The organism is Bradyrhizobium sp. UFLA01-814 (genome assembly GCF_046718885.1).
Taxonomy (GTDB): Bacteria; Pseudomonadota; Alphaproteobacteria; order Rhizobiales; family Xanthobacteraceae; genus Bradyrhizobium; species Bradyrhizobium elkanii.
Genome location: NZ_JAQOSR010000071.1, coordinates 1 through 16,640 on the forward strand (window position 1 = coordinate 1; position 16,640 = coordinate 16,640).

A 16,640-nucleotide genomic window follows, 5' to 3' on the forward strand; every position below is an offset into this window, starting at 1 on the left:
ACGGCATACGCGATGATATCCTAAGTCTCGTGGGCTCGGAGATGTGTATAAGAGACAGCTCCACGAGTCATATCGTGCTGAGAGCCCCCACCCGGATCGCATCTCCGATGCGATCCGACCTCCCCCGCGAGCGGGAGAGGTGAAGTTACGCAAGCGGAGATGACAGGCGATGATGACCGACGTCACGGCAAGCCGTCTGTTCTGCGGTGCTGACCGCGACATCCGCAACGACATTGTGCTCCGTCACGCCGACGGCATCATCACCGACATCTCCGAAGCCGCGGGCCCGGCGACAGCCCCGCGCTCGCTCATCCTTCCCGCCTTCATCAACGCCCACGACCACGCGCGCCCGCGCGCGTCGAGCTTCGGCGCGGTCGGCATGCCGCTGGAGAGCTGGATCCTGCGCACAGTGGTGGGCACGCCGGTCGATCCGTATCTCACCGCGGCCTCGGCGTTTGCCCGCGCAGCGCAGGCCGGCTGCGCGGCGATGATGGTGCACTACACCCGTCCGAGCGGGACCATGCCGCTGGTCGAGGAGGCCAGGGCGATCGCGCGCGCCGCCGCCGATGTCGGCATCCGCATCGCCTTTGCCATCGCGGTGCGCGACCAGAACCCGATCGTCTATGGCGACAGCGAAGCGGTGCTGTCAGACCTTCCGGCCGACGATCGCAGCGCGATCGAACAGCTGTTCGTTCGTGCTCCGATGTCGCCGCAGGCCTATATCGAGCTGACCGACGCCATCGCGGCGGCGATTGGCGGGCCGAAGGTCGACGTGCAGCTTGGGCCGGCCGGGGTGCAGTGGTGCTCGAAGCCGCTGCTGGAGGCGGTCGCGGAGAACTCGGCGCAGACCGGCCGTCGTATCCATATGCACCTGCTCGAGACGATCCACCAGCGCGCCTGGGCCGACCGGCATTTTCCCGATGGCATCGTGCGCTATCTCCGCGACATCGGCTTCCTCTCGGAGCGGCTGACGCTCGCGCATTGCATCCACGCGCGGCCCGACGAGCTCGAGATGATCGCGGCCTCGGGCGCGCGCATCGTCACCAATTTCTCCTCCAACCTGCACCTGCGGTCCGGGTTGGCACCGATCGCGGCGGCGCACGCTTGCGGTTGTGCGATTGCCGTCGGCGTCGATGGCCTGGCGCTCGACGAGGATGACGATGTGCTGCGCGAGATGCGGCTGGTGCAGATGATGCACGGCGGCCTCGGCTTCAAGCGTACATGGACTGCTCAGGAATTCTTCACGCTCGCGATCCGCAACGGCCGCCGCGCCACCGGCGCGCCGGGCACCGGCGAGCTCGCGGTCGGTGCGCCGACTGATTTCTTCGGCATCGATCTCGACCGCCTCGAGCGCGATCAGATTCTCGATGCCGATCCGCTCGACCTGTTGTTCGCGCGCGGCAATGCGTCGCTGATCTCAGAGCTTGTGGTCGATGGTCGCACCGTCGCCAGGGGCGGCCGGTGCCTCGGTGTTGATCTTCCCGCCATTGAGCAGGAACTGCGCGGCATCACCCGTGCGAGCGCGGCCACATACGCGCATGTCTTGCGCGCATGGCCGCGATTGTCGAACTCAGTGCAACACTGGTTCGAAGCGCAGCTCACCTGCAATTAGCTGCACAATCTTCGCTTCGCGCTGAGCAGCAGCTTCGGTCATACGCTCGCTAATTCCGTCAAGCGGAAGAAAATTCCACTTGCATCACACTCGTCGCGCGGCTTCAAGTTCACCCAACAAGAAAACTGAATCAGCCGCTGTCACCGGCTGGTCATTTTGTCGCGAGGAAGCGTGATGGGCGCGTTGTCGCATCTGCGGATTGTCGAGATCGGAAGTGCTGCGGCGACGAGCTATTGCGCGCGGCTGTTTGCCGATTTCGGCGCCGATGTACAGAAGATCGAGCCGCCGTACGGCGATCCGCTTCGCCGCACCGCGCCGCTGACGCCCAAGGGCCAGAGTGCGTGGTTTGCGTTTCTCAACTTCAACAAGTCGAGTGTCGTGCTCGACGCGAGCGACGCGGGCGCGGCATCCCGCTTGCGGGAGCTGATTGTCGGCTGCGACATCCTGCTCGACGGGCGCGGCATCGCTGCGGCGGATTGTCCCGAGATCGATCTCGACGCGATCAAGCGGGATAATCCTGGCCTCATTCATCTCGACCTCGCCTGGTTCGGCGATCGCGGTCCCTACGCCAATTTCGCGGCGACGGACTCCACGATCCGCGCGCTGACCGGGCTGGTGAAGCTGGTCGGTCCGGAGCAGGGGCCGCCGATGCATGCGCCGGATTTCCAGATCGGCATCCTGGGCGGGCTGTGGGGTTTCATCGCCGCGGCCTCGTCGGTGCTCGGGCGCATGCAGGACGGGCGCGGCCGCGCAAACCATCTCAGCCTGTTCGAGGCCTCTATCGCCGTCACCGAATACATCATGTTCGAGGCGTTCCAGCGCGGCGACATCATGCGGCGGATCGGCGTCAACCGGTTCTGGCCGACCTTTCCGGTTGGAATCTACGAGACGAAGCAGGGCTGGCTCGGCGTCACCACGGTGACCCCGGCGCAATGGCGCGCGTTCTGCGAGATGCTCGGGCTCAACGAGTTGCGCGACGATCCGACGCTGGTCATGGGTGTCGACCGGCTGCGCCATGTCGCCGAGATCGAAGGCAGGATCTTGCCGAAGCTGAAGCAGCGCACCGCGCAGGAGTGGTTCGCCGAAGGGCTCAAGCGCAGGATTCCGATCGTGCCGGTGCCGGAGGTAGCGGATCTCATCGCCGATGAGGAGAAGCGTGCGCGTGGCGCCATCGTCCCGATCACCATCGGTGACGAGACCGGCTTTTCCGCCGGCACGATGCAGCGGCTGACCGCAACGCCGCCGCTGCGCGGCGGCCGGGTGCCTGATCTCGGCGAGCAGCAGGCGCGGCGCGACGCTGCGCCGCGCGTGCCGGTGCCCAGGGCCGATACAACCGATCGCTTGCCGCTCGAGGGCATCCGTGTCGTCGACTTTTCGATGGGCTGGGCCGGGCCGATCTGCACCCGCACGCTCGCCGATCTCGGCGCCCACGTCATCAAGATCGAGGCGACCCAGTATCCGGACTGGTGGCGCGGCGTCGACCGCCGTCCGGCCTATGTGCTGGAGCAGATGTACGAGAAGTCGGTGCGCTACTGCATCATGAACCGCAACAAGCGCGGCATCACGCTCGATCTGACCCGGCCGAGGGGGCTTGAATTGGCGAAGCGCCTGCTCGCCGATGCCGACCTCGTGGTCGACAATTATTCGGTCGAGGTGCTGCCCAAGCTCGGCCTCGGCTACGACGTGCTGAGCAAGATCAATCCCAAGCTGGTGATGATGTCGATGTCGGCGTTCGGCGCCGGCAGCGTGCATCGCGACTGCCGCGCCTATGGCTCGACCCTGGAGCAGGGCTCCGGTCTGCCGAGTGTTGTCGGCGATCCCGATGGTCCGCCCGTCATGAGCCATACCGCGTTCGGCGACGCCGTCGGCGGGCTCAACGGCGCCGCCGCGGTGCTGACCGCGCTGATCCACGCCAAACTGACGGGGCAGGGGCAGTTCATCGATCTGGCGCAGATCGAATGCATGATGCCGTTCGCCGCGCCCTGGATCGTCGCGCATTCGACCAATGGCAAGCCGCCGACCAAATACGGCAACCGCCACCCCGATTTCGTGCCGCACGGCTGCTTTCGCTGCGCCGGAGAGGACAACTGGATCGTCGTCGCGGTGTCCGACGACGCGATGTGGCCAAAGCTCGCGCGGCTGCTCGGCCGCAAGGACTGGGCGGCGGACGAGACGCTCAGGACCGCCGCGGGCCGCCGCGCCATCGAGGCCGAGATCGAGGCTGCGATCACGGCCTGGACCGCGGCGCGCGATGCCGATGCTGCGATGACCGCGCTGCAGGCCGAAGGTGTCGCCTCCGGCGTGGCGCGGCTGCCGATCGATCTCCTGGAGGATCCGCAGCTCCACGCCCGCGGCTTCATCCAGCAGGTCGACCGCGCGTTCATCGGACGACATCCGCAGCCGTCGATGCCGTTTCGCGAGAGCGATGCGCCATTTGCCATTCGTTCAGTGCCGCCGACGCTCGGCGAGCATAACCGCGCGATTCTTGGCGGCATGCTCGGGCTCTCCGACGCCGAGCTCGATGAGCTCAGCCGCGAGGGCATCATCGGCACCGAGATGCTGATGGAGGAGCAGCTGGTGAAAGAGAAGAAGCGGGCGGCGGGCTGATGGAGGCAGGTCAGCCGGCACAGCGCAGGGCGGAGGGCGCGCGCGAGGCCGCGCGGCCGCTGCTGTCCGTGCGCGGGCTCGGCATCCGCTTCAAGACCGCGCAGGGTGTCTGGCAGGCGACGCGCCGCATCGACTTCGACATCGCGCCCGGCGAGCGCGTCGGCATCGTCGGTGAGAGCGGCTGCGGCAAGACCATCACCGGCCTGTCGATCCTGCGGCTGTTGCCGGGCAATTTTGCCGGCCTCGACGGCAAGATCCTGTTCGACGGCGTCGATCTCGCCTCCTGCAGCGCGCGGCAGATGCGCGCGATCCGGGGCAAGCGCATCGCGATGATCTTCCAGGAGCCGATGAGCGCGCTCGACCCGGTGTTCACCGTCGGCCACCAGATCGCCGAGACGCTGCGCGTCCATACGGACGTTTCCCATGAGGAGGCGCGCGCCAGGACGCTGGAGATGCTCCGCCGCGTCGGCATCGCCTCGCCCGAGCGGCGGATCGACGACTATCCGCACCAGCTGTCCGGCGGCATGCGCCAGCGCGTGATGATCGCGGCGAGTTTGATCTGCGGGCCGCAGCTTCTGATCGCCGACGAGCCGACCACCGCGCTCGACGTCACCGTGCAGGCGCAGATCCTCGAGCTGCTGCGCGACATCAGCGAGACCTCGAAGACCGCGCTGATGCTGATCACCCACGATCTCGGCGTCGTCGCCGAGACCTGCACGCGGATGATCACGATGTATGCCGGCGAGGTGATCGAGGACGCCACCGTCGACGAAGCGCTGGTGCGGCCGCTGCATCCCTACACGTCGGGCCTGTTACGCTCGCTGCCGCATTTGAGCCCGCGCCACGGCCGCCTGCCGTCGATCCCGGGCCGGGTGCCGTCGATCGCGGAGATGCCGAACGGCTGCCGCTTCCGGGCCCGCTGCGCGCATGCGGCCAAAGGTTGCGAGGCCGAGCAGAAGCTGCAGGACGCCGGCGGCGGCAGAAGAGTGCGCTGCTGGCGCTTTGCCGAGCTCAATCTGCCGGGCGCGCTGCATCCGCCCGGCGCGCCGGCTGCTGCAAAGGTCGCGACGCAATGACCACAGCCGGTGCCGAGCCCCGCCGCGATGCCATCGTCTCGGTGCGCGACCTCCAGGTCCGCTTCCAGACCTCGGACCGCCGCGCCACCGTGAAGGCGGTCGACGGTGTCAATTTCGACGTCCGCCGCGGCGAGACCTTCGGCATCATCGGAGAGTCCGGATCGGGCAAGACCACGATCGGCCGCGCGCTGGTGTTTCTGCTCAATCCCAGCGCCGGCGCCATCCTGCATGACGGCATCGATCCAACGGCGCTGCCACGCCGGGAGTTTCAAAGCCATCGCCGCGACTACCAGATCATCTTCCAGGACCCGAACGCCGCGCTGAATCCGCGCATGACCATTCTGGCCTCGGTGCTGGAGCCGCTGGAGCTCGCACGTGCCGGCAGCCGTGCCGAGCGCGAGCGGCAGGCGCGGGAGGCGCTGGAGCGGGTGGGCCTGCCTCAGGAGTTCGGCGCGCGTTACCCGCATCAGCTGTCCGGCGGCCAGAAGCAGCGCGTCGTGATCGCCCGCGCGCTGACGCTGAAACCCAAACTGATCGTCTGCGACGAGGTGGTGGCCGCGCTCGACATGTCGATCCGCGGCGACGTGCTCAATTTGTTTGCCGATCTGCAGCGCGACCTCGGCCTGACCTATGTCTTCATCACCCACGATCTCGCCGTGGTCTCGCATATCAGCGAGCGCGTCGCGGTGATGTATCTCGGCCAGTTCGTCGAGCTCGGGCCGACCGAGGAGGTCGCCGAGCGGCCTCTGCATCCCTACACGATCGCGCTGCTGTCGGCCGAGCCGCGGCCGTTGCCGTCCACGATGCGGCAGGAGAGCCGCATCGTCTTGCAGGGCGAGGTGCCGAGCCCGATCGATCCACCCTCGGGCTGCCGCTTCCGCACCCGCTGCCCGCATGCGCAGCCGCTCTGCACCGACCGCGTGCCGGAGTGGCGCGAGCTGAAGCCCGATCACTGGGTGGCCTGCCATTTCGCCGACCGCCCCAATTTTTCGCCGAGTTAGCGCGCGATGAGATCAGTTCGAATAGCGACCCCGAAGGAACTGCACTCCCTCTCCCGCTTGCGGGGGAGGGCTCTCTCCACGAGTTACATCGTGGAGAGAGCCCCCACCCGGATCGCATCTATGATGCGATCCGACCTCCCCCGCAAGCGGGAGAGGTGCAGCCAGTCTGCCGCTAAGCCGATTCAAATTGACGCCCTGGGATAATGGAGGACCTGCCATGACGATGACGACACGACGCGAGGTTATGGCGCTGATCTCGGGCGCACTCGCCAGCACCACACTCGGCGGCCGTGCGTTTGCGGAAGGCGCGCCGAAGAAGGGCGGCACCCTGCGCATCTCGGCGCCGGCCAACCCGTCGAGCCTCGATCCCGCGACCGGCGGCGCCGGCTCCGACCACGCCTTCCTGTTCACGATGTACGACACGCTGACCGAATGGGAATTCGACACGCTGAAGCCGAAGCCCGGCCTTGCCGAGAGCTGGAAGTTCACCGATCCCACCACGCTGGTGCTCAACATTCGCGCCGGCGTCACCTTCCATGACGGCACGCCGCTCGATGCGGAAGCGGTCAAGTTCAATCTCGAGCGCAACCGCAGCGATGCGAAGTCGAACATCAAGGCCGATCTGCTCTCGGTCGCCGCGGTCGAGGTCACTGGCCCGCAGCAGGTGACGTTGAAGCTGAAGACGCCGGATACCGCGCTGCCCGGCATCCTCTCCGACCGCGCCGGCATGATGGTGTCGCCGACGGCGCTGAAGGCGGCCGAGGGCGGCGTCGTGACGCGCAAGCCGGTCGGCGCCGGCGCCTATTCGTTCGTCAGCTGGGCCGACGGCGAGAAGATCGTGGTCAAGCGCAACGAGAAATACTGGAAGCCGGAGCGGCCGCTTCCCGACGCCATCGAGATCTCGATCATTCCCGAGCTCACCACCGGCGCCCGCTCGGTCACCGCCGGGCAGAACGATCTGATCTACCAGCTGCCGCCGCGGCAGAAGGTGATCATCGAGCGCGCCTCGAGCGTCAAGGTGGTGCATGGCCCGACGCTGTACGTGCTTCAGATCTTCCTCAACTGGGCCAAGCCGCCGTTCGACAATCTCAAGGTCCGCCAGGCGCTCAACTTCGCGATCGATCGCGAGTCCTTCGTCAAGGCCGCGCTCGCAGGTCTTGCGGAGCCCGCCTACATGAACCTGCCGAAGGCGCATTGGGCCTATGATGCCGAGGTCGCAAAACTCTATCCCTATGATCCCGACCGAGCGCGCAAGCTGCTCGCCGAGGCCGGCTTCAAGGAGGGCACCCAGATCGAGCTCGGCGGCTATCCGGACCAGGATTCGGTGCAGCGTCAGGAGATCCTGATCGAGCAGCTGCGCAAGGCCGGCATCGGCGTGCGCTTCGTCAACGCCCCGATCGCGGAAGCTTCCGCGGCCTTCTTCGGTGCGGAGAAGAAGGGCGCCGGCCTGCTCTCGGCCTGGACCGGACGGCCCGACCCGAGCCTGACTTACTCGCTGATGTTCACCAAGGACGCCTACTACAATGGCGGGCGCGCGCCAGTGCCGGCCGAGCTCGAGGCCGCGATCAAGGAATCGCGTGCGTCGGAGGACATCGACACCAGGCGCAAGGCGTTCTCCACCGTGCAGCGGCTGGTGATGGAGAACGCCTTCGTCGCGCCGCTGGCCTTCCAGTTCGAGCTGGTCGCGATGAACAAGAAGGTGCAGGGCTATCGGCCGAACCTGCTCGGCAAGCCGAAATACGACGACGTCTGGCTCGGGAGTTAGGCGATGGCGCGACGGTCACCAGTCAAGGTCATCGGCAGCCGCCTCGTGCAGGCGCTGCCCGTGATCCTGCTCGCGACCTTCATGGTGTTCGCGCTGCTCAAGCTGGTGCCCGGCGACATCGCCGTGACGCTGGCGGGCGACAACGCAACCGACGCACGGATCACCGAGATCAGGAAGATCTACGGCCTCGACCGCCCGTTCCTGGTGCAATATGGCGCCTGGCTCGGCAATGTCGCGCAGGGCGATCTCTCGCAATCGCTTCTCACCGGCGAGAAGGTCGCGGACTCGATCGGGCGTGCGTTTCCGAACACGCTCCTGATCGTCGTGATCGCGCTGGCGCTGGCGCTGGTCACGGGCATTCCGATGGGCGTGATGGCCGCGATCAAGCCGAATGGCTGGGTCGACAAGCTGATCAGCATGCTGGCGTCGCTCGGCGTCGCGGTGCCCGGCTTCTGGCTCGCGATGATCCTGGTGGCGGAATTCTCGCTGAAGCTGAACTGGCTGCCGGCGACCGGCGCGAAATCCTTCAGCGCCTCGCCGGTCGATGCGATCAGGCATGCGCTGCTGCCTGGCATCGCGATCGCGGCCTATGGCATGGCCGAGGTCGCGCGCCAGCTGCGCGGCGCGCTGCTGGAGGTGCTGTCGTCGCAATATGTCCGCACGCTGCACGCCAAGGGCCTGTCGATGTCGCGCATCCTCTGGCAGCACGGCCTGAAGAATGTCGGCGTCAATCTGCTCACCATCATCAGCCTGTTGGTCAACCGCATGCTGGCGGCGACCGTGGTGATCGAGGCGGTGTTCGCGATTCCCGGCCTCGGCAGCCTGATCGTGCGCGGCGCGATCCAGCGCGATTTCCCGATCGTGCAGGGCGTCGTCTTCACCATGGTGGTGGTTGTGATCGCGGTGAATTTGATCACCGATTTGCTGTGTGCTGCGGTCGATCCGAGGATCGAGCAATGACCGAGGTGGCGCTCGCTCCCCTGAAGGCACCGGCGAGGCCGACGCGGCTGCGGCGATTTGCGCGCTGGCTCGCCGGCGATCTCCGCGCCGCGCTGTCGATCCTGGTGCTCGTGGTGCTCGTCGTCGTCGCAATCGGTGCGCCCTGGATCGCGCCCTATGCGCCGACCGCGCAGGACGTCAACAACATGCTGGCGCCGCCGGGGCCGGCCCATCTGCTCGGCACCGACGATCTCGGCCGCGACATCTTCTCGCGCCTGATCTACGGCGCGCCGGCCACCGTCTATGCCAGCCTGCTGGCGGTCGGCGTCGCGGTCCTGATCGGGCTGCCGGTCGGCCTCATCGCCGGCTATTTCGGTGGCTGGATCGACGACATCATCAGCCGCATCATCGACACCTTCCTGTCGTTCCCCGCCATCGTGCTGGCGATCGCGGTCACCGGCGCGCTTGGCATCGGGCTCACCAACGGCATGATCGCGGTCGGCATCACGATGTTCCCGGCGCTGGCGCGCATCGTCCGCGCCCGCACGCTGATCGTGCGGCAGGAGCTCTATGTCGATGCCTCCAGAGGCTTCGGCGCGCCGACCTGGCACGTGCTTTGGCGCCACGTGCTGCCGAACACGCTGCAGCCGGTCATCGTGCAGGTGACGCTCTTGCTCGCCGCCGCGCTGCTGGCGGAAGCCAGCCTGTCGTTCCTCGGCCTCGGCATCCAGCCGCCGGACCCGAGCTGGGGCGCCATGCTGGCGCGCGCCTATCAATACATGGAAATCGCGCCGGAGCAGATGTATGCGCCGGGCCTTGCCATTCTCGTCGTCTCGCTGGCGTTCAACGCGCTCGGGGAGTCCTTGCGCGTCGTGCTCGATCCGACCATGAAGGATCGTTGACTGTGAGACGTCGGCCGGTCGCGCACGATTTCTTCACCTCGCCCCGCTTGCGGGGAGAGGTAGCAAACTCACGGAATTGATCATGTCGTTCAAGAAATTGCTGATTGCCAACCGCGGTGAGATCGCGATCCGGATTGCCCGTGCCGCCGGCGAAAGCGGCCTTGCCACGGTCGCGATCTATCCCGCCGACGATGCCGCCTCGCTGCATGTCCGATCCGCCGACGCCAGCCACGAGATTCCAGGCCGCGGCGCGCGGGCCTATCTCGACATCGAGGCCGTCATCGCGGCGGCCAAGACCACGGGTTGCGATGCGCTGCATCCGGGCTACGGCTTCCTCAGCGAGAACACGCAGCTCGCGCGGCGCTGTGCCGAGGAGAGGATCACCTTCGTCGGCCCGTCGCCGGAGGCGCTCGATCTGTTCGGCGACAAGGCCAAGGCAAAGGCGCTGGCTAAGAAATGCGGCGTCCCGATCATTGCCGGCACTTCGGGCGCGACCAGTCTCGACGAGGCAAAGGCGTTCTTCGCCTCGCTCGGCGCCGGCGCCGCCGTGATGATCAAGGCGATCGCCGGCGGCGGTGGGCGCGGCATGCGGGTGGTCGAGGACGCCGCCAAGCTCGACGAGGCCTATGCGCGCTGCCAGTCGGAGGCCAAGGCGGCGTTCGGCAGCGATGCGGTCTATGTCGAACGGCTGATCCGCAAAGCGCGTCATATCGAGGTGCAGATCATCGGCGACCGTCACGGCGTCATCAGCCATCTCTGGGAGCGCGAATGCACCATCCAGCGCCGGAACCAAAAGCTCATCGAGGTGGCGCCGAGCCTGTCGCTGAGCGAGAGCCTGCGCGCGCGCATCATCGAGGCGGCGAAGCAGCTCGCGACCGCCGCGCGCTACGACAATCTCGGCACCTTCGAATTCCTGGTCGATGACGAAGCCGGCGAAGGTGAGGGCGCGTTCGCTTTCATCGAGGCCAATCCGCGGCTCCAGGTCGAGCACACCGTCACTGAGGAGGTGCTCGGCGTCGACCTCGTGCGCGCGCAGCTCGCGGTCGCCGCCGGCGCTACGCTGGCCTCGCTCGGCCTCGCGCAATCAGCGGTGCCGCTGCCGCGCGGCTATGCGATGCAGCTGCGCGTCAACATGGAGGTGATGGACGAGAAGGGCATCACAAAACCGACCGGCGGCACGCTCAGTGTGTTCGACCTGCCGTCCGGCCCCGGCGTTCGCGTCGATACGTTCGGCTATTCCGGCTACCGGACCTCTGCCGCGTTCGACTCGCTGCTCGCCAAGGTCATCGTGCATTCGCCGAGCCCAAAATGGACCGACGTGGTGCACAAGGCATCGCGCACCTTGCGTGAATTCCGGATCGGCGGCGTCGCCACCAACATTCCGTTCCTCGGCGCGATCCTGGCGCATCAGAGCTTTGGGCGGAACAAGATCAGCACCAACTTCATAGATACCCATGTGGCGGCGCTGGTCGGCGCGGCGCAGGATCTCGCCGCACCATTGATCGAAGTGAGCGAGGTGGCTGCGACAAAGACCGTCGTCACTGAGGCGCCGCCCGAGGGATCGCTCCCGGTGCCCGCGCCGCTGCAGGGCACCATCGTGGCGATCGAGGTCGCGGAGGGCGATCTGGTCCGTCCCGGCCAGCAGATCGCGGTGCTGGAATCGATGAAGATGGAGCATCTCGTCACGGCACCGCATGGCGGCCGGGTGACCAGGATCGCGGGCGGCATCGGCGTCACCCTGATGCATGGCGAGCCGATCCTGTTCTTTGAGCCTGCCGAGGTTGACGGCCATCACGCGGCGGAAGAGGCCGCGATCGACCTCGATCACATCCGCCCTGATCTCGCCGAGCTGATCGCGCGCAAGGCGATCACGCTGGACGAGAACCGCCCGGCCTCGGTCGAGCGCCGCCGCAAGACCAACCAGCGCACCGCGCGCGAGAACATCGCGCAGCTGGTCGATGAGGGCTCGTTCGTCGAATACGGCTCGCTGGCGATCGCGGCGCAGCGCCGCCGCCGCAAGGTCGAGGACCTCATCAAGAACACGCCGGCCGACGGCCTGATATCAGGCGTCGCCACCGTCAACGCCAAGGATTTCGGCGCCGACGGCGCGCGCTGCATGGTGATCTCCTACGACTACACCGTGCTCGCCGGCACCCAGGGCCATATGAACCACAAGAAGATCGACCGCATGCTCGGCCTCGCCGAGCAGTGGCGTATGCCGCTGGTGTTCTATGCCGAGGGCGGCGGCGGCCGTCCCGGCGATACCGACCGGCTCGGCATGACCGGCCTCGACGGCCCGTCCTTCGTGCAGTTCGCAAAACTCTCCGGGCTGGTGCCCGTGGTCGGCGTGGTCTCCGGCTATTGCTTCGCCGGCAATGCCGCGATGCTCGGGGTCTGCGACGTCATCATCGCCACCAAAAATGCCTCGATCGGCATGGGCGGCCCCGCGATGATCGAGGGCGGCGGGCTCGGCGTCTACCATCCGGCCGAGGTCGGCCCGGTCTCGTTCCAGTCGCCGAACGGCGTGATCGACATCCTGGTCGAGGACGAGGCCGAGGCGACCACGGTGGCGCAGAAATATCTGTCCTATTTCCAGGGCGCGGTGCAGGACTGGAAGGCGCCGGACCAGCGGCTGCTGCGCCGTGCGATTCCGGAAAATCGCCTGCGGGTCTACGACATCCGCAACGTGATCGACCTGATCGCCGACGAGGGCTCGGTGCTGGAGATCCGCAGGGATTTCGGCGTCGGCATGATCACGGCCTTCATCCGCATCGAGGGCAAGCCGTTCGGCCTGATCGCCAACAATCCGAAGCATCTCGGCGGGGCGATCGACGCACCTGCCGGCGACAAGGCCGCGCGCTTCATGCAGCTGTGCGACGCCTTCGACATCCCGATCGTCTCGCTCTGCGACACGCCGGGCTTCATGGTCGGCCCCGAGGCCGAGAAGACCGCGATCGTGCGCCATGTCGCGCGGATGTTCGTCACCGGCGCCAGCATCACGGTGCCGCTGTTCGGCATCGTGCTGCGCAAGGGCTACGGTCTCGGCGCGCAATCGATGATCGGCGGCGGCTTCCACGCCTCGTTCTTCACGGTGGCGTGGCCGACCGGCGAGTTCGGCGGCATGGGTCTCGAAGGCTATGTCCGCCTCGGTTTCCGCAAGGAGATGGAGGCGATCGAGGATCCGGTCGAGCGCGAGAAGTATTTCCAGACCAAGGTCGCCGAGCTCTACGCCAACGGCAAGGCGGTCTCGATCGCCTCGGTGCTCGAGATCGACGAGGTGATCGATCCCGCCGACACCCGGCACTGGATCATGGCCGGCCTCCGCTCGGTGCCGAAGCCCGAGCCGCGGACCCACCGCAAGCGGCCTTGCATCGATGCGTGGTAGGGTGGCATAGGGTGAGTTAGATCGTGCATCAAACTCGGTGTCGTCCCGGCGAAGGCCGGGACCCATAACCACCGATGGTCATTGTTGCACGGTGCTGGGGCCATAGCCTCCTTCAACAACCCAACCCTGTGGTTATGGGTCCCGGCTTTCGCCGGGACGACGGCGGCGGGTGGGCGGGCGTCTCGCGTCATTGAGAGAGTTACCCCAACCTCAACTCCGCATATCCCCCCGCCGCCACCTCGTCGCATCGCGCGCGATACGCCGGCGCGCTGCCGCTGTAGCGGGCGACGATGCGGGTTTGCTTGCCCTCGACGTTGCGGTTGATGCCGGTCATCCAGGAATCGACCTCGTTGGAGAGCAGGCCTGTGCCGAGCGCCTTGACATGCTCGGTCCAGTCGGCGGTGCCTTCAGGCGTGGCGTCGAGGAAGGTCAGGCCTTTCGCTTTCGCGAAGCGGATCAGCCCAGTGACCCAGTCGACGCTGTATTCGACGCTGCGCGGGATGTTGCCGAGCGCGGTGTGCGGGCCCATCAGCATCATCATGTTGGGGAAGCCGTCGACCATCAGCCCGAGATAGGTCTCCGGGCCGTGCGTCCACTTCTCCTTCAGCCGCGCACCGTGCGCGCCGCGGAAATCGATCTTGTCGAAGCTGCCGGTTATGGCATCGAAGCCGGTGGCGTAGATGATGATGTCGAAGGCGTAATCCTTGTCGGTCGTCCGGATGCCCTCGGGCGTGATCCGCTCGATCGGCGTCTCCTTGATGTCGACCAGCTCGACATTGTCGCGGTTGTAGACCTCGTAATAGAAGGTCTCGAGCGGCAGCCGCCGCGTGCCGAAGCCGTGGTTCTTCGGGATCAGCTTCTCGGCGACCGCCTGGTTCTTCACGCGCTCGCGGATCTTGCGCGCGACGAAATCGCTGATCGTGGCATTCGCCGCGCGGTCGATCAGGATGTCCTTGAAGTTGCCCTGCCAGATGCCAAACCCGCGTTCGCCATAGAGCTTCTCGTAGAACGCCTCGCGCTCCGCCTCGCTCACCTCGAAGGCGCCGCGCGGATCGGGCGTATGCACGAAGCAGGCGAAGGTCTCCTTGCAGCGCGCGAAGATCTCGGGATAGCCGGCCTTGATCCCGGCTTGCGTCTCGGCGTCGATCTTGCCGTTGTGCAGCGGCGCCGCCCAGTTGGCGGTGCGCTGGAACACGGTGAGGTGCCCGACCTCGCCGGCGATGGTCTGGATGGTCTGGATGCCGGTCGCGCCGGTGCCGATCACGGCGACGCGCTTGCCGGTGAAATCCACCTTCTGCTTCGGCCAGCGCGCGGTGTGAAACGATTGGCCCCTGAAATCGTCGCGGCCCTCGATGCGCGGCAGGGTCGGCGTCGACAACGGACCGATCGCGGTGATCAGGAAGCGGCAGGAGTGCTGCGTGCCGCTCTCCAGCGTGATCCGCCAGCTTCGCGTGTCGTCCTGGTAGATCGCTGAGGTGACGCGACTCTCGAACTGGATGTCGCGGCGCAGGTCGAACTTGTCGGCGACATAGTTGCAGTAGCGCAAGGTCTCGGGCTGGCCGGCGAAATGCTCCGACCATTCCCATTCCTCGAGCAGCTCCTTCGAGAACGAATAGCCGTAGGAATAGCTCTCGGAATCGAAACGTGCGCCGGGATAGCGGTTCCAGTACCAGGTGCCGCCGACGCCGGTGCCGGCCTCGAACACGCGCGCGCTAAGGCCGAGCTCGCGCAGCCGATAAAGCTGGTACATGCCGGACAGGCCGGCGCCGATGATGATGACGTCGTAGTCCAGCGCAGCCGTCTGGGCGGTGTTGTCCTGGCGCAATTCGGCCACCTGTCGTTGCTCCCTGATGGATTGATTGCCGGCAAGGCTAACCGGTCTTCCTGCTGCCGACAAACATCGAACAGCGGGGCAGCTATCGGGATTTGCCGGGTGCGTCGGGTTGCGCGCATTCCGCGCGGCGGGCTGTCCGCCCCGCGGCTTTACTCGGCCGCGGGATTTCCTCTATCGTCGGCCCGACACAACGATCGCCCGCCAAGCGGCGACGGAACCAGCGGGAGTGACGCGATGGGAGAGGCGCTGCGCAGGCCGACGTCTACGGACGTCAGCAATCCCCGGCTCTATCAGGACGACACCTGGCGGCCGCTGTTCGCGCAGCTCCGCCGCGACGATCCCGTGCATTATTGCGAGGCGTCGGCCTACGGCCCGTACTGGTCGGTGACGCGCTACGACGACATCTTCGCGGTCGAGCTGGATCACCAGAACTATTCGTCGGCCTCCGAGCTTGGCGGTATCCAGGTCGCGGACCAGCCGAAGGGGCAGGAGCGGCCGAGCTTCATCCGCATGGATCCACCCGGCCACACCGCGCAGCGCCGCACGGTGGCGCCGATCGTGGCCCCGTCGAACCTCGCCAATTTCGACGCCCTGATCCGCAAGCGCACCTCAGCCGTGCTCGATGCGCTGCCGCGCAACGAGACCTTCGACTGGGCCGAGCGGGTCTCGGTCGACCTCACCAACATGATGCTGGCGACGCTGTTCGATTTTCCCTCGGAGGACCGCGCCAAGCTGACCTGGTGGTCGGATGTCGCGATCACCAACGTCGAATCCCCCGACGCGGTGGTGCATTCGGAGGCTGAACGCACCGCCGAACTGGTCAAGATGGGAGAATATTTCCGCAAGCTGTGGGACGCGCGGGTCGATGCGCCGCCGACCTTCGATTTGATCTCGATGCTGGCGCATTCTGAGGCGACGCGGAATCTGGAGCCGCGCGAGTTCATCGGCACGATCGGGCTGTTGATCGTCGGCGGCAACGACACCACGCGCAACTCAATGTCGGCCGGGCTGATGGCGCTGTGCGAGAACCCGGAGCAGTTCGAGCTGGTCCGCGCGAGGCCGGAGCTGATCCCGAACCTGGTCTCCGAGACCATCCGCTACCACACGCCGGTGCTGCACATGCGCCGCACCGCACGCAATGATGTCGAGCTTGCCGGCCGCCGGATCAGCAAGGGCGACAAGGTCGTGATGTGGTACATCTCCGGCAACCGCGACGAGGACAAGATCGAGCGCGCCGACGAATTCATCATCGACCGCGCCAAGCCGCGCCAGCATCTCGCCTTCGGCGCCGGCGTCCACCGCTGCGTCGGCGACCGCCTGGCCGAGCAGCAGCTGCGCATCCTCTGGGAGGAGGTCCTGGCGCGCGATCTGCGTTTTGAGATGATGGGCCCGCCGCAAAGGCTCTATTCCAATTTCATCCGCGGTATACGAAGCTTGCCGGTGAGAATCGTCAATTGAATCCCACATTGTCATTCCGGGATGGTCCGAAGGACCAGACCCGGAATCTCGAGATTCCGGG

Annotated in this window: 10 protein-coding genes; 9 read left to right on the top strand and 1 reads right to left on the bottom strand. The window is 66.5% G+C overall.

Going from position 1 to position 16,640, the window contains the following annotated elements; translation table 11 throughout:
- Window positions 1–169: 169 nt before the first annotated feature.
- From PMN64_RS21750 to PMN64_RS21785, 8 genes are all read left to right on the top strand, one after another.
- Window positions 170–1,612, top strand: coding sequence for an amidohydrolase family protein (locus tag PMN64_RS21750; protein WP_411782104.1), 1,443 nt, complete (start codon window positions 170–172; stop codon window positions 1,610–1,612).
- A gap of 174 nt (window positions 1,613–1,786) precedes the next feature.
- Window positions 1,787–4,219: a CaiB/BaiF CoA transferase family protein gene (locus PMN64_RS21755; RefSeq protein ID WP_411782105.1), complete on the top strand. Its 2,433-nt coding sequence runs from the start codon at window positions 1,787–1,789 to the stop codon at window positions 4,217–4,219.
- Window positions 4,219–5,295 (top strand): ABC transporter ATP-binding protein, encoded by a 1,077-nt coding sequence (locus tag PMN64_RS21760; protein ID WP_411782106.1) that lies wholly within the window; start codon window positions 4,219–4,221, stop codon window positions 5,293–5,295. Before PMN64_RS21755 ends, PMN64_RS21760 begins: the two co-directional genes overlap by 1 nt.
- Complete coding sequence (locus PMN64_RS21765; protein ID WP_411782107.1) at window positions 5,292–6,296, top strand: ABC transporter ATP-binding protein; 1,005 nt, start codon at window positions 5,292–5,294, stop codon at window positions 6,294–6,296. The genes PMN64_RS21760 and PMN64_RS21765 overlap by 4 nt, the downstream gene beginning before the upstream one ends.
- A 217-nt stretch (window positions 6,297–6,513) precedes the next feature.
- Window positions 6,514–8,061, top strand: coding sequence for an ABC transporter substrate-binding protein (locus PMN64_RS21770; RefSeq protein ID WP_411782108.1), 1,548 nt, complete (start codon window positions 6,514–6,516; stop codon window positions 8,059–8,061).
- A 3-nt stretch (window positions 8,062–8,064) separates the two neighbouring features.
- Complete coding sequence (locus tag PMN64_RS21775; protein WP_411782109.1) at window positions 8,065–9,021, top strand: ABC transporter permease; 957 nt, start codon at window positions 8,065–8,067, stop codon at window positions 9,019–9,021.
- Window positions 9,018–9,902 carry an ABC transporter permease gene (locus tag PMN64_RS21780; RefSeq protein WP_028343670.1) on the top strand — a complete coding sequence of 295 codons (885 nt, stop codon included), beginning with the start codon at window positions 9,018–9,020 and terminating at the stop codon, window positions 9,900–9,902. The genes PMN64_RS21775 and PMN64_RS21780 overlap by 4 nt, the downstream gene beginning before the upstream one ends.
- 82 nt (window positions 9,903–9,984) lie before the next feature.
- Window positions 9,985–13,287, top strand: a complete 3,303-nt coding sequence (locus PMN64_RS21785) for a carboxyl transferase domain-containing protein (protein WP_411782110.1) — start codon at window positions 9,985–9,987, stop codon at window positions 13,285–13,287.
- A gap of 199 nt (window positions 13,288–13,486) precedes the next feature.
- Here the strand turns inward: PMN64_RS21785 and PMN64_RS21790 are convergent, their stop codons facing one another.
- Window positions 13,487–15,121 carry a flavin-containing monooxygenase gene (locus PMN64_RS21790; RefSeq protein WP_411782111.1) on the bottom strand — a complete coding sequence of 545 codons (1,635 nt, stop codon included), beginning with the start codon at window positions 15,119–15,121 and terminating at the stop codon, window positions 13,487–13,489.
- 234 nt (window positions 15,122–15,355) lie between these two features.
- Between PMN64_RS21790 and PMN64_RS21795 the strand changes: the two genes are divergently transcribed.
- Entirely contained in the window at window positions 15,356–16,579 is a 1,224-nt protein-coding gene (locus PMN64_RS21795; RefSeq protein ID WP_411782112.1) for a cytochrome P450, read from the top strand.
- Window positions 16,580–16,640: the final 61 nt, after the last annotated feature.